General features: G+C 63.0%; 9 protein-coding genes and 1 pseudogene. 4 read left to right on the top strand and 6 right to left on the bottom strand.

The genetic code is table 11. From position 1 onward, the window contains the following. Positions 1-37: 37 nt before the first annotated feature. Complete coding sequence (locus AB4N98_RS00415) at positions 38-952, top strand: LysR substrate-binding domain-containing protein (protein WP_065878481.1); 915 nt, start codon at positions 38-40, stop codon at positions 950-952. Positions 953-1,099: 147 nt separating this feature from the next. Here AB4N98_RS00415 and AB4N98_RS00410 read toward each other — a convergent pair whose 3' ends face one another. Both AB4N98_RS00410 and AB4N98_RS00405 read right to left on the bottom strand, forming a co-directional pair. After that, positions 1,100-2,392: a PQQ-dependent sugar dehydrogenase gene (locus tag AB4N98_RS00410; RefSeq protein WP_135196560.1), complete on the bottom strand. Its 1,293-nt coding sequence runs from the start codon at positions 2,390-2,392 to the stop codon at positions 1,100-1,102. Further along, positions 2,389-2,802 (bottom strand): DUF2231 domain-containing protein, encoded by a 414-nt coding sequence (locus AB4N98_RS00405; protein WP_017530418.1) that lies wholly within the window; start codon positions 2,800-2,802, stop codon positions 2,389-2,391. Before AB4N98_RS00405 ends, AB4N98_RS00410 begins: the two co-directional genes overlap by 4 nt. A gap of 170 nt (positions 2,803-2,972) precedes the next feature. On the opposite strand from AB4N98_RS00405, the gene AB4N98_RS00400 reads away from it, so the two are divergent. After that, a complete protein-coding gene (locus tag AB4N98_RS00400; protein ID WP_017530417.1) occupies positions 2,973-3,452 on the top strand; it encodes a P-loop nucleotide/nucleoside kinase family protein in 480 nt (159 codons plus the stop codon). Between the two features lie 179 nt (positions 3,453-3,631). On the opposite strand, the gene AB4N98_RS00395 is transcribed toward AB4N98_RS00400, so the two are convergent. From AB4N98_RS00395 to AB4N98_RS00385, 3 genes and pseudogenes are all read right to left on the bottom strand, one after another. Further along, positions 3,632-4,336 carry a methyl-accepting chemotaxis protein gene (locus tag AB4N98_RS00395; protein ID WP_460149559.1) on the bottom strand — a complete coding sequence of 235 codons (705 nt, stop codon included), beginning with the start codon at positions 4,334-4,336 and terminating at the stop codon, positions 3,632-3,634. A gap of 198 nt (positions 4,337-4,534) precedes the next feature. Then, a pseudogene (locus AB4N98_RS00390) lies at positions 4,535-5,374 on the bottom strand (cache domain-containing protein); the annotation flags it as partial. A 348-nt stretch (positions 5,375-5,722) separates the two neighbouring features. Continuing rightward, on the bottom strand, positions 5,723-9,709 hold the full coding sequence (locus AB4N98_RS00385; RefSeq protein ID WP_460149153.1) for a molybdopterin-dependent oxidoreductase: 3,987 nt from the start codon (positions 9,707-9,709) through the stop codon (positions 5,723-5,725). 564 nt (positions 9,710-10,273) lie between these two features. Between AB4N98_RS00385 and nirB the strand changes: the two genes are divergently transcribed. After that, positions 10,274-12,835: a nitrite reductase large subunit NirB gene (gene nirB, locus AB4N98_RS00380; protein WP_065878487.1), complete on the top strand. Its 2,562-nt coding sequence runs from the start codon at positions 10,274-10,276 to the stop codon at positions 12,833-12,835. Then, positions 12,835-13,197 (top strand): nitrite reductase small subunit NirD, encoded by a 363-nt coding sequence (gene nirD, locus AB4N98_RS00375; RefSeq protein ID WP_017530412.1) that lies wholly within the window; start codon positions 12,835-12,837, stop codon positions 13,195-13,197. The genes nirB and nirD overlap by 1 nt, the downstream gene beginning before the upstream one ends. An 86-nt stretch (positions 13,198-13,283) precedes the next feature. Here nirD and AB4N98_RS00370 read toward each other — a convergent pair whose 3' ends face one another. After that, entirely contained in the window at positions 13,284-14,615 is a 1,332-nt protein-coding gene (locus tag AB4N98_RS00370) for an ABC transporter substrate-binding protein (protein WP_065878489.1), read from the bottom strand. Positions 14,616-14,639 lie beyond the last annotated feature (24 nt).

Below are 14,639 nucleotides of genomic sequence, written 5' to 3'. Positions count from 1 at the left end.
AAACGAGTTCTCGGCCCTGGATGCATAACCTCCCATTATGAATACGCTCGGCAAAACCCTACCGCCCCTGGCCAGTTTGTTGCCGTTTGAAGCGGCGGCGCGCCTGGGTAGTTTTTCCAAGGCGGGTGATGAGCTGCACATTACTCAGGCCGCCATCAGCCGCCAGATACGCGGGCTAGAGGACAACCTCGGGGTGAAGCTGTTTTATCGGCGCAACCGTGCGGTGTTCCTCACCCCGCAAGGGCAGGACCTGGCGCGCGTGGTCAGCGACGCATTGCACAGCATCCGTGACAGCGCCGCCCGCTTGCGAGCCTCACCACACAGCAACCGGGTGGTGTTGCTCTGTCAGTTGTGCGAAGCGTTTTATTGGCTGATGCCGCGTCTGTCGAGCTTCCACCAGCAATACCCACAGATCGAAATCCAGGTAGTGACCTCCACCCGCCCTTTGACGGAATTCAATGACCCCTTCGACGTCGCCCTACAAAGCACGCGGCGCGCCAGTGGCGCGCATCCGTTGATGTTCACCGCCTCCGACGAGGTATTTCCAGTGTGCAGCCCGGCCTATCTCGCCGCGCCAAAACCGCTGTCGCTGGCCCAATTGCAGTCATGCACGTTTTTGCACCACAGCTCCGAGCCTCCGCACCTGATGGAGTGGGAAAGCTGGTTGCAAGTGTTCGGTCAGGCATTGGCCGAGGATGCGCGCAGTGTCACGTTCGATAGCTACCCGCTGATGTTGCAGGCAGCAGTGGAGGGGCACGGAGTCGCCATGGGTTGGCAGCGTACGGCGGGCCGGTTGATTGAAAGTGGTGCGCTGGTGCGGCCATGCGCCGAGCGGGTGTACCTGCCCGAGGCGATTTCGATTTACCGGCATCAAGAGGCGGGCAGCCGGGCAGAGGTAGCGGCGTTGCTCGGCTGGCTGGAGGCGCAGTTGCAGAGTGAAGGCGACAGCTGAGCACCTTTGGGGGCCATCGTCCCCCGCGAACGCCAGTCGAAAAATCAATATTGATCGTATAAAAATCTTACAAACTGCGCAGTTTAATGTGGGAGGGGCACAGCCCTCCCACATTTGGATCTCCATCAGGCAGACAGGTATCAGCGGTTACTGAGTCCGCGTCACCCGCCACACGGTATTGGCCAGGTCATCGGCGATGATCAGCGCACCTTTTGGGTCCACCGTCACCCCCACCGGGCGCCCGCGGGTCTTGCCGTCGTCCCCGTGAAAACCGGTCGCAAAATCAATCGGCTCGCCGGATGGCTTGCCGTTGCTGAACGGCACGAAGATCACCTTGTAGCCCACCGGGTTCGGGCGGTTCCAACTGCCGTGTTCACCCACAAACACCCCGTCGGCAAACGTGTCGCCCATGGCCGGGATGGAAAAGTCCACGCCCAGCGCGGCCACGTGGGAGCCCAGGCTGTAATCCGGTTTGATCGCGGCGGCGACTTTGGCCGGGTCCTGCGGTTGGGCGCGCGGGTCGACGTTCTGGCCCCAGTAGCTGTAGGGCCAGCCGTAGAAGGCGCCTTCACGCACCGACGTCAGGTAGTCGGGCACCAGGTCGGGGCCGAGTTCGTCACGTTCGTTGACCACTGTCCACAGTTGCCCGGTGCCGGGTTGCATGGTCAGTGCCGTGGGGTTGCGCAGGCCGGTGGCGTAGGGTTTATGCGCGCCGGTGGCGGCGTCGATCTGCCAGACCATGGCACGGTCGATTTCCACTTCCATGCCGCGTTCGGTGACGTTGCTGTTGGAACCGATGCCCACATACAGCTGGCGCCCGTCGGCGCTGATGGCCAGGGATTTGGTCCAGTGATGGTTGATCTGCGCCGGCAGGTCGGTGACTTTGGTCGGCGCGCCGGCGGCTTTGGTCTGGCCGTCGGTGTAATCGAAGCGCACCAGCGCGTCCTGGTTGGCCACATAGAGTTTGCCGTCGGCAAACGCCAGGCCGTAGGGCGCGTTGAGGTTCTCGGCAAACACCGTCTTCAGTTCGTAGGTGCCGTCACCATCGGCATCGCGCAGCAGCGTCAGGCGGTTGCCGCCCTTGACCTGGGTGTTGCCCTGGGCCTTGATCAGGCTGGCGATCACATCCTTGGGCTTGAGCTTGGCCGCACTGCCGCCACGGCCTTCTGCGACGAGGACGTCACCGTTGGGCAGCACCAGCGTCTGTCGCGGGATCGCCAGGTCGGTGGCGATGGCCGTGACGCTGTAGCCTTCGGGTACCTTGGGTTTCTGCTCGCCCCAGGGGGTCGGTTCGGCGATTTTCATGCTTGGTATCAGGCTGCTTTGTTGCTCGGCCAGTTTGGGATCGGGGCCGTGGGCCTGGGTCTTGTCGCCTTCACCACCGCAGGCACTCAGCAACAGGGCGGCGCTCAACAGGGTCAATGTGCTGGACGTTTTCATCGGGCACCTCCCGAACGCAGCCCGATCCAGGTCGCCGCAAGCGTCAGTACGGCAACGATCGCCGACAGCACCAGGCCGGTGGGCATCATCGCGTAGGCGTCCTTGGCATGCTGGAACGCGTTGACCAAGCCGAGCACCCACGTCGCCAATAACAACAGGAAGTACGCAAGCGGCTGCCCGGCCTTGTGTTCGGCGCGCACCAGGTTGACCAGCGCAAACAACAGCGCAAGCCCGGCAAACACCAGCGCGCCGGCAATCAACCACGAGGCGAAGTTGGCCCACTGAATCTGGTAGGTCTTGCCGTAGGCAATGTCACTGAGCAGGGCGCCAAGGAACAACGGCACGGTGCCGGCGAGCAAGGTCGCGTGCAGCGGGCCTGGCGTAGGGCGGTAGGTGGAGAGGGTAGTCATGGTGGCGGCGACTCCTTGTTGCTTTCCAACGTTATCAACGCCCCAGGTCGGGGCAGCACATAGGAAGTGAACGCAGCGCAAGTAGGAAAGTTCAGGGCAATTGACGCTGAAATGTTAGGAAACAGCGTCAAAGATGGCATGCTTCAGTGCCACACAAAGGAAGCATCCCCATGCCAACCCTGCACCTGCTGTGCGGCAAGATCGCCTCGGGCAAGTCAACGCTTGCCCACCGCCTCACCGTTGAACACGGCGCGATACTGCTGAGCGAAGACCAGTGGCTTGCGCAGTTGTACCCCGGCGAAATCCTGTCGATCAGCGACTACCTGCGCTGCGCCCAGCGCATTCGTGGGGTGTTGGGGCCGCTGGTTATCAACCTGCTGGCGTCAGGCAATAACGTGGTGCTGGATTTTCCGGCCAATACCCTGAGCCAACGCGAATGGCTGGTTGGCCTGGCCCAGGCAGCCCAGGTGCCGCACCGCCTGCACTACCTCGAGCTCGACGACGACACGTGCCGTGCACGGCTGCATGCGCGCAATGCGCGCGGTGACCATGATTTCGCCGCGACGGATGCCGAGTTTGATCTGATCACACGCCATTTCTGTGTGCCGAGTGAGGAGGAGGGGGTGGTGATTGAGGTGCATCGCACATGAGAACTGCAGCCGCCGCCAATCCCCCTGCGGGAGATGTCGAGCTTCAGCGAGGCTTCGATGGCGGCGGCAGGGCTGGCTGGTGGGGTGGCTGGCACACCGCTATCGGAAGCAAGCCCCCACACATTTGATCTCTGTTGTTACCGACATCGGTGTTCACCGCCGGGCCGGCATCCGGCCCTTTACGATTTGAACCGCCCCACCAATCCATTCAGCTCATCCGACAGGTTCGACAACCGTCCCGAGTCGTCCTGTGCGGAGTTGGCCAGGCTTTCCACCAGCCGTGCTTCGTCGTAGATCTGCTGGATGTGCCGGTTGATCTCTTCGGCGACGCTGTGTTGCTCCTCGGCGGCGGCGGAGATTTGCAGGTTTTGGTCGCGGATTTCATTCACCGATAACTGGATACCCTCAAAGCTGTCCCGCGCGCTTTCGATGGACGACACGCTGGCCTTTGACAGGTCCAGGCAACTGCCCATTTTCTGCGTGACTTCTTCGGTCTTGCTGCCCAGGGTGCCGAGCAGTTGCTCGATCTCACTGGTGGAATCGGAGGTGCGCTTGGCCAGTGCGCGGACTTCGTCTGCAACCACCGCAAACCCCCGGCCCTGGTCGCCGGCCCGCGCGGCTTCAATCGCGGCGTTGAGCGCCAGCAGGTTGGTCTGTTCGGCAATCGCGCGGATGGTGCCGAGGATCTGGTTGATGCTGCGGCTGCCGGCCTCCAGCTCGACCATGGCCTGGGACGATTCGGTGAGGCGGCGGCCCAGGCGGTTGACGTTTTCGGTCGTCAGCTCGATCTGCTGCTTGCCTTCGGCGACGCGGCGGTGGCCATTTTCGGCGGACTCGGCGGCGCCGCTGCACGAACGGGCGACTTCGTTGGCGGTGGCGACCATTTCGTTGAATGCCGTCGACACCAGTTCCACTGCCTCGCGTTGGCGCCCGGCGGCCTCGTTCATGTTATGCGCCACCTCGCTGTTGACCTTCGAGGCGTTCTGCAAATTGGCCGAGGCCGCGCCGATGTGCTGGATCAATTGGCGAATGGCCGCGAGAAACTTGTTGAACCAGCCCGCCAGTTCGGCGGTTTCATCCTTGCCCTGCACCTGCAATTCATGACGCAGGTCGCCCTCGCCTTGGGCGATGGACTGCAAACCGGTGCTGACCTGGCCGATGGGCTTGACGATGACCTTGGAAAACGCCGCCGCGAGCAACCCGAAGATCAGCACCAGCACGCCGACGATGGCCACGGTGAGGTAGGTCATGCGCGTGGCTTCGGCCATCACTTCGTTGTGTTCGATCAGCCCGATATAACGCCAGCCCAGGCCGGGGGAGGTCCACACGTTGGCCATGTAACGCACGCCGTCGATCTCCACATCGGTAGAGCCTTGGGCGGTATTCGCCAGCTGCGCATAGGCCGCACCGAGATCCTTGAGCGGTTTGAAGCTGTGGGCGGCGTCGCGCGGGTCGACCAGCACCACGCCGTCTTCGATCAGCATCACGTAGCCGCTTTCGCCGAGCTTGATGCTCTTGACCAGCTCGGTGAGGTTTTTCAGCGACACGCTGACCACGAAGACGCCTTTGGCTTTGCCGGCGTTGTCCAGCAACGCGCGCGCGGTGCCGACCAGGGCCACGTCGTCTTTGTCGTAGTAATACGCCGGGGTGCGCACGGTTTTGCCGGGGCTGGCCATTGCCGCCTTGTACCAGGGGCGCGCGCGGGGATCGTATTTAGCCAGTTGCGGGTCATCCGGCCATTTGACGTAGGTACCGTCTTCCAGGCCGATGGACAGGATCGCCGCCGCCGGGTGGGTCGCGCCGAAACGCGCGAAGCGCTCGATAACCGCCTGCGCGGCCGCCGGCATCGGCTGGCTCGCGGCGTCGGCGGGTTGGTAGTTCTTCAGCGTGTCGATGGACGTGTATACAGGATCGGTGGCCATCTGATCGACGTTTTGCTGCGTGCCGTCGAAGAACTGACGGATGTTACCGTCGATCTGGCGGATTTCGCGGGTACTGCCGTCGATGAACTGATCGACCGCCTGGGTCCGTGTATTCATCACAGAGATCACCGCCACCAGGCTTACCGGGATAAACGCAACGGAGACAAAAGCCAGTACAAGCTTATTTTTAATTTTCATCGAGACGACCATCAGCGTAGAGGGCGGCCAAATCGTCAGGTTCCAGAAAAAGAACCACGGCGATTTGCTATCACTGATGTTTCGGCCCGGCCAAGGTAAATCTTTAGGGTTTTTTGTACACAATACAAAACGCGATTGTTCTGTATCCAATCAATACACATCACGCAGATAACGTTTCTGCTCGCTCAGTTGGCGCCAATACTCCACGGCGCTCTGCGCACCAAGCCCGCCGTGGGTTTGCGCCACCTGACGCAGTGCCTGGTCGACATCCTTGGCCATATGGCTGGCGTCGCCGCAGATGTACAGCCTGGCGCCGTCCTGCAACCAGCGCCACAGCTCGGCGCCCTGTTCGCGGATGCGGTCCTGCACATAGATCTTCTGCGCCTGGTCGCGCGAGAACGCCAGGCTCAGATGGGTAAGCAAACCGTCGCGTTGCATGCCTTGCAGTTCGTCCTGGTAATAGAAGTCGCTGGCGGCGTGCTGTTCGCCAAAGAACAACCAGTTGCGCCCCGGGTGCCCGAGGGCGCGGCGTTCCTGCAAAAACGCGCGGAACGGCGCCACGCCGGTTCCCGGGCCAATCATGATCATGGGCACATCGCCGTCGCGGGGCGTGCGAAAGTGCTTGGACGGTTGCACAAACACCGGCACCTCGCCGTCACCGACACGGTCGGCGAGGAAGGTCGACGACACGCCCTTGCGCTTGCCATACCGCACGGCCGCCACGGTGAGGTGCACTTCCTGCGGGTGCGCCTTGGCGCTGGAAGCGATCGAGTACAGGCGCGGTTGCAGGCGCCTGAGGGTGCAGAGCAACTCATCCGCCGAACAGTCGATGGGGTAGTGTTGCAGCACATCCACCAGTTGCCGGCCCCACAGCCACTCGTTCAGTTGGGCCTTGTGCTCGGGCCGCAATAATTGCTCAAGGCCTGGGTTGGCGCTGCGCTCGGCGATAAAGGCAAGGGTCTCGCTGCTGGGCCGGGCGATTTCGAAATGCTGGGTCAGGGCCTGTTGCAGCGGCACATCGCCGAAGGTGTCGATGTTTACCGTGGTGTTGGCGCCAAGGCGCGTCAGGTCGAGCAGTTCGCTGACCAATTCCGGGCAGTTACGCGGCCGCACGCCAAGGGCGTCACCGGGTTCATAGGTCAGCCCCGAGTCCGCGAGGTCGAGGGCGAACTGGCGGGTTTCCTTGTGTTGGCTGTGGGGGTTCAGGTGCCGGTTGAGCAGCAGCCGTGAGCCGTGCAGCTTGGTTTTGCCGGCGGGCGTGGCTTGGATAACGGATTTTGTCGGGTGCAGCGTTTGCTGCAAGCGCGTCAGCCAGGCATCGGCGCGTTCTTCAAATTCGGTGTCGCAGTCCACCCGTTCCAACAGGCGTGTGGCGCCCAGTTCCAGCAGGCGCTGGTCGAGGCGCTTGCCGTGTTTGCAGAACTGGTCGTAATTCGGATCGCCCAAGGCCAGCACTGCAAAACGCAGCGACTCCAGGCGTGTTTCGACGGTGCTGAGGCTGTGCCAGAAGGCTTCGCCATTGTCCGGCGCGTCGCCGTCGCCAAAAGTGCTGCTGATCAGCGCCAGGTTCTGCGTGTTGGCCAACCTGCTGGCCGGGAAGTCCGCCATCGCGCTCAGTTCGACGCTGATGCCGCCTTCGCGCAGGCGCTTGGCGAACCGTTCAGCCAGGGCTTCGGCGTTGCCGGTTTGCGAGGCCCACAACAGGGTGACGTCCGGGGAGGGCGCCGGGGTGGTGTGCGCGCGACTGAATAACCCCGCGAGCATACCGTCCAGCCACAGCCGCGTTTGCTCGGCCAACGGCGCGCTCGCCGGCATCACCGGTACCCCGTGGGCCTGGCTCCCGGCAACGGATTGCAGGCCGCTGAGGAACCCGGCGAGGTAGCTGCGCTCGCTATCACTGAGTGACGGTGCAGGCACATTGCGAATACCGGCGAGTTCGGCGAAAGCGTCGGCGCGCGACATGGCGAGGTCCTCTGCAAGGTCAGGATGGGTGGAGGCCGGTTGGTCGAGGAACTGGTGATCGATCAACTCGACCCGCGCCAGGGCAACCGCGCAACACTTGAATTCGGGCTGCAGCGAAATCGGGTCGACCGCGTCGTGGGTCACCGCGTTGATCGCCAGGTGCTCGCCAAACACATCGTTCCAGTGAAACGGCGCGAAACAGCTGCCGGGGCGTACCCGCTCGGTGATCACGGCGGGCAGCACCGCGTGGCCGCGCAGGGAGCGCACCTGCACCCGGTCCTTGGCCCTGATGCCCAGCCGCGCGGCATCGTCGGGGTGGATTTCCACGAACGGGCCGGGGTTCAGTTTGTTCAGGGTGGCGACCTTGCCGGTCTTGGTCAGGGTGTGCCACTGGTGCTGCACGCGACCGGTGTTGAGCACGAAGGGGAAGGCGTCATCGGGCATTTCCGCCGGCGGCATGTGCGGGCGCGGGAAAAACTGACCTTTGCCGCTGTCGGTCGCGAAGGCGAGGGTGCCGTGATCACGGTAGCGGATCGGGTTGCGAGCCGGCGCATCCGCCGTGGCGAGCGGCCATTGCAGCGGTTGTTGGCGCAGGCGCGCGTAACTGGCGCCGCGGATGTCGTAGCCGGTCTTGGGGTTCCAGGCGCGTTTGATTTCTTCAAACACTTCGCTGGCGGATGCGTAGGTGAAGGCCTCGGCAAACCCCATCGCGCAGGCGACCTGGGCGATGATTTGCCAGTCGGGCAAGGTCTCGCCGGGAGGCTCGACGGCTTTTTGCATCAAGGTCAGGTTGCGCTCGGAGTTGATCATCACCCCTTCGGCTTCGGCCCACAGCGCGCCGGGCAGCAGGATGTCGGCGTAGCGGTTGGTCTCGGTGTCGAGGAACGCGTCCTGGGTGATCACCAACTCGGCGGCGCGCAGGCCATCGATCACGGTCTGACGGTTCGGCACGCTGGCGACCGGGTTGGTGCAGATGATCCAGCATGCCTTGATCTGCCCGGCGGCCATCTGCTCGAACAGCGCCACGGTGCCGGTGCCTGCTTCGCGCGGCAGGCTGTCGTGGGGGATTTGCCACAGGTCCTCGATAAAGGCGCGGTCGGCTGCCACCAGCACCGAGCGTTGCCCCGGCAGGCCCGGGCCCATGTAGCCCATCTCGCGGCCACCCATGGCATTGGGTTGGCCGGTGAGGGAAAACGGCCCGCTGCCGGGGCGGCAGATTGCGCCGGTGGCCAGGTGCAGGTTGCACAGGGCGTTGGTATTCCACGTGCCATGGGTGCTCTGGTTGAGGCCCATGGTCCAGCAACTCATCCATTCGGCGGCGTGGCCGATCCACTCGGCGGCTTGGCGGATATCCGCTTCGGCAAGGCCGGTGATCTGGGCGACGGTATGCGGCGGGTAATCCTCGAGGAAACCCGGCATGGCCTCCCAGCCTTCGGTGAACGCGGCAATAAAGGCCGGGTCGGTATGGCCGTTTTTAACCAGCAGGTGCAGCAAACCATTGAGCAGGGCGAGATCGGTGCCCGGTTTGACCGGCAGATAAAGGTTGGCCTTATCGGCGGTGGCGCTGCGCCGTGGGTCAACCACGATCAGCTTCGCCCCGGCCTTGACCCGGTCCATCATGCGCAGGAACAGGATCGGGTGACAGTCAGCCATATTGGCGCCGATCACAAAGAACAGGTCGGCGCGGTCGAAATCTTCATAGGAACCCGGCGGGCCGTCGGAGCCCAACGAGAGTTTGTAGCCGCTGCCCGCGCTGGCCATGCACAGGCGCGAGTTGGATTCGATATTGCGGGTGCGTACAAAACCCTTGGCCAGCTTATTGATCAGGTACTGGGCTTCCAGCGACATCTGCCCGGACACGTAGAACGCCAGCGCATCGGGGCCATCGCGGTCGAGGATGTGGCGCAAGCGCCCGGCGGTTTCGTCGATGGCGGTATCCATGGCGATACGCACTGGGTCGTGCTCGCGGTTCTCCCGCAGGTAAGCGTTTTCCATGCGCCCGGACTCGGCGATGGCTTGCCCGCAGGTGGTGCCCTTGGTGCACAGGCGGCCGAAGTTGGTGGGGTGGTCCTTGTCGCCGACGACCTTGACCACTTTATTGTTCTGGACCTGCATGACGATGCCGCAGCCCACGCCACAATAAGGACAGACGCTGTGTACGTTCTGGTTTGCCATCTGTAACCCTCGAAACTTTTTTTGCCCGACAACAAAAAAGCGCCCTGCAACCCTCCGTTTGAAAACGGGGGCTGCACGGCGCCTTTGTCGTGTGTGGGCAATCAGCGTTGATTGCTCTTGAGGTGTTCCTAGCAAGTCACGCGCCAGCTTTTCCAACCCGTGGCATAAGCGGCTTTTGGTGAGGCGCGGGGCTTGCTGTACTGCGCGGGGCAAGCTCGCTCGCCACACGTCGCATCGGTAAACCGGCGGGGGCAGGTGCGCTGTTTTGAGGCGAGGCGCACCACTTGGAGGCGCAATCGCAGGTGTTGGGCGCGGTTGAAGGCCTTGCGCAGCCGTGACAACAGGCTTGCGCCGGATTGGCACAGAGCCTGCAAGCTCCCCTTCAACCCCACTCGGTCAACGACGATCGACAGGCCATAAAAGGTCATGGGCATAAAGCGATGGATCCGGCGATGTCGTCCGAACCGATCCCGCAAAAGAACAGGCAAAGACGCCTGGAACCGTAAGGTTTCAGGCGTTTTTTTTTGCTTTTTTTAACCGTGATGAGCGTCGTCGGGTGCTGATATGAATTCCAAGATCGCCAATCTGAAAGAGCTGAAAACCCTGATCGTCGTCGGCAATGGCATGGTCGGCCACCATTGCGTGGAGCAGTTGATCCAGCGCGGGGCGCTGGAGCACTACCAGTTGCATGTGTTCAGCGAAGAGCCGATGCGTGCCTATGACCGTGTGCACCTGTCCGAATACTTCACCGGCCGCGACGCCGAGTCGTTGGCGCTGTCCGAGGCGTCGCTGTACCAGACGCCGGGCGTGACCTTGCACTTGGGTGTACCGGTGTTGGAAATTGATCGCGCACGCCGCGAGGTGATCACCGCGCAAGGCTGTGTGGCCTACGACAGCTTGGTGCTGGCCACCGGCTCTTACCCGTTCGTGCCGCCGATTGAAGGCGCCGAAGGCGATTCGCGCCTGGTGTATCGCACCCTGCAAGACCTCGATGCCATTCGCGCGGCGGCGGCCAATGCCCGGCGTGGCGTGGTGGTCGGCGGTGGCCTGCTCGGCCTGGAAGCCGCCAATGCCTTGAAAAGCCTCGGCCTGGAAGCCCATGTAGTGGAATTCGCGCCGCGCTTGATGCCGGTGCAACTGGATGACTTTGGCGGCCTGGCGCTCAAGGCCCAGATCGAGCGGTTGGGCGTGGGTGTGCACCTGTCCCGCGCCACTCAGTCGATCAGCGCGGGCGAGCAGTACCGCTACCGCATGAACTTTGCCAATGACGAGTTTCTCGAAACCGACCTGATCGTGTTCTCGGCCGGTATCCGTGCCCAGGACGCGCTGGCACGCCAGGCCGGCCTGGAAATCGGCCCGCGTGGCGGTGTGGTGATCAACGACGAATGCCTGAGCTGCGACCCGCACATCTACGCGATTGGCGAGTGCGCCTCGTGGAACGGCAGCCTGTTCGGCCTCGTCGCGCCGGGGTACCAGATGGCCCGAGGGGTTGCCGCGCTGTTGTGCGGGCAGGCCGCCGAGCCGTTCGTAGGGGCCGATATGTCGACCAAGCTCAAGTTGCTCGGCGTCGACGTGGGCTCCATTGGCGACGCCCACGCCCACACGCCGGGTGCGCGCAGCTATCAGTTCGTCGACGAGGCGAGCGCCAGCTACCGCCGCCTGGTGGTGGACGCAAGTGGCAAGCATGTGATCGGCGCGGTGCTGGTCGGCGACAACAGCTACTACGACACCTTGCTGCAATACATGCAGAACGCGATTGCGCTGCCCGCCGAACCGGCCAGCCTGATCCTGCCGTCGTCCGCCGGCGCGCCCACCCTTGGGCCAGGCGCGTTGCCGGAGTCGGCCACTGTTTGCTCGTGCCACAACGTCAACAAGGGCGCGATCTGCTCGGCCATCGATGCCGGCTGCAGCGACCTCGGCCAGCTCAAGGCGCAGACCAAGGCCTGCACCGGTTGCGGTGGTTGCGCCGGCTTGCTCAAGCAGGTCTTCGAGCATGAGTTGATTGCCCGTGGCGTCAGCGTCGACAAGAGCCTGTGCGAACACTTTGCCTATACCCGTCAGGAGTTGTACGCCCTGGTGCGTGTGGAAGGGGTGATCACCTTCGAAGAACTGCTGGCCAAACACGGGCGCGGCCATACCGGCTGCGACGTGTGCAAACCGGCGGTGGGCTCGATCCTGGCTTCCTGCTGGAACCAACCGATCATGGACGCCTCCCTGGTGCCGTTGCAGGACACCAACGACACCTTCATGGCCAACATGCAAAAGAACGGCACCTACTCTGTGGTGCCGCGCATTCCGGGCGGCGAGATCACCGCCGACAAGCTGATTGTGATCGGCGAAGTGGCGAAGAAATACGACCTCTACACCAAGATCACCGGCGGCCAGCGCATCGACCTGTTTGGCGCGCAACTGCACGAGCTGCCGGACATCTGGGCCGAACTGATCGCCGCCGGCTTTGAAACCGGGCACGCCTATGGCAAATCCACGCGTACGGTAAAGTCTTGCGTGGGCAGCACCTGGTGCCGTTATGGCGTGCAGGACAGCGTGAAAATGGCCTTGCTGATCGAGGACCGCTACAAGGGCCTGCGTTCGCCGCACAAGCTCAAGTTCGCGGTGTCGGGTTGCACCCGTGAGTGCGCCGAAGCGCAGAGCAAGGATGTGGGCGTGATTGCCACCGAGAAGGGCTGGAACCTTTACATCGCCGGCAATGGCGGCATGCGCCCACGCCATGCCGAACTGTTCGCCACCGACCTCGACGACGCCACGCTTATCCAGTACATCGACCGTTTCCTGATGTTCTACATCCGCACCGCCGACAAGCTGCAGCGCACCTCGGTGTGGCGCGAAAGCCTGGAAGGTGGCCTGGATTTCCTCAAGGATGTGATCGTGCACGACAGCCTGGGCCTGGGTGCCGAGCTGGAAGCGCAGATGCAGCTTGTGGTCGACCGCTACGAATGCGAATGGGCCAATGCCCTTAAAGACCCGGAAAAACTCAAGCGCTTTCGCACCTTCGTCAACGACAAGCGCCCCGATCCGGACATCCACTTTGTCCAGGAACGTGGCCAGCGCCGGCCGATCATGGCCGCCGAACTCAACCTGATTCCCGTCATCGAGGAGATTGCCTGATGAGCCAGCCCAACACTCAGCGACACCTGGCCGCCTGGAAAAGCGTGTGCAACGAGACCGATCTGGTGAGCAACTCCGGCGTGGTGGTGTGGCTCGACGGCGCGCAGGTGGCGCTGTTCTACCTGCCCGGCGCGCAGGACCAGACGCTGTACGCCATCGACAACCACGACCCGGAATCCGGCGCGAACGTGATCGGGCGCGGTTTGGTGGGCAGTATCAAGGGGGAGCTGGTGGTGGCTGCGCCGATCTACAAACAGCATTACCGTTTGCAGGACGGCCAGTGCCTGGAGGCGCCGAACCAGCGCTTGCGGGTGTGGCCGGTGCGGTTGAATGGCGGGGTGGTGGAGCTGGGAGTCAACTGAAGCACTGCGGTCTAAAGGTGGGAGGGGCGGTGCGACGGTTCGACTTGCTCCCTCCCACGTTTGAATTGCGTTGCAGCTGAGTAATCCTACTGTTCCTTGCTGCAATCCCTCGGCGTGATGCCTTTCTCCTTCGCATACTGCGCCGCCGATGCTTCGATGATCGGCCGCAACAAGGCTCGGTCGGCCTGTACCCAGTCGCTGATCAGGTTCCAGCGTTGCCCATCCCATTGCTGAAAGCGCACCGCGCCGCCGCCTTCGTGGTCGGCGCAGGACAGTTTCAGCGGTTGCACCAGGCCTTTGGCGCCCAGGGCTTGCAGGCGTGCGTCGTCGAGGTTGAGGTGTTCGAAGCCCCAGCGGACCTGCTCGCCGGTCAAGGGCTTGTCACCGTATTTTTGCTGGGCCAGGCGTACGGCTTCGACGTTGAGAATGCCGTTTACCACGCCGAGGTTGTAGTACACCGTGCCGAAGCGTTTCGGGTCGGCCAGGTTGCCTTTGCCGGCGTCGACGACGCTTTGCTTGATGCCTTGCAGCACCGGAAAGTCGGTGCCCGACGGGTGCGTGGTGATCGCGATATAGCCCTTCGCCGCGTTGCCGGCCGGCACTACGTCTTCTTCCGAGTTGCTCCAGATATTGCCGATGATGTGATCGGCCGGGTAGCCGACTTTCTGCGCGGACTTGAGCGCCACCGGGTTCATTACCCCCCAGCCGCGCAGGATTACCCAGTCCGGCTTGAGGCGGCGGATGTTCAGCCATTGCGATTGCTGTTCGTTGCCGGGGTGTGGCACTTCCAGCAACGTCAGTTCGAAGCCGGCGTTTTTCGCGAGGGTTTCCAGCACGCCGTTGGTTTCTTTGCCGTAGGGCGAACCGTGATAGAGCACGGCGATTTTCTTGCCCTTGAGCTGGTCGGCACCGCCTTCGCGCTGGCCGATGTAGTTGATGATCGCCGAGACTTCCGAATACGGGTTCAGTTGCAGCGGAAACACGTAGGGGAACACACTGCCGTCGGTGGAGTCGGTACGGCCGTGGTTGATGGTGATCAGCGGCAGTTTGTCGGCGGTCGAGCGGTCCAGCGTGGCGTAGGCGATGCCCACCGACAGTGGGTTGGTGGCCGCCGCCGCTGCGCCGTTGAGCCCACCCTTGAGGCGCTCGTAGCATTCGACGCCTTTTTCTACCACGTACTCGGTCTCGCATTCGCTCCAGGTCAACTTGACCCCATTCACCCCGCCCTTGGCATTGATGTATTGCAGGTAGTCTATAAACCCGCCGAAGAACCCCGTACCGCCGGCCGCGTAAGGCCCGACCCGGTAGCTTTGCAGCGGGAAGTACTGTTCGTTGGCGGCCTGGGCGCCGCTGGCAAGCCCGGCGGTCATCAAGGCCAGGCTCAGTGCCAGGCGGCGCAGCGATAAGCGGTGTGTCATGAAGGCAATTCCTCGAGAGCGGTA

The sequence above is a fragment of the Pseudomonas sp. S3_E10 genome (assembly GCF_054667615.1).
Note: the sequence above shows the minus strand (reverse complement) of the source record. Positions and strands in the feature narration are given on the sequence as shown.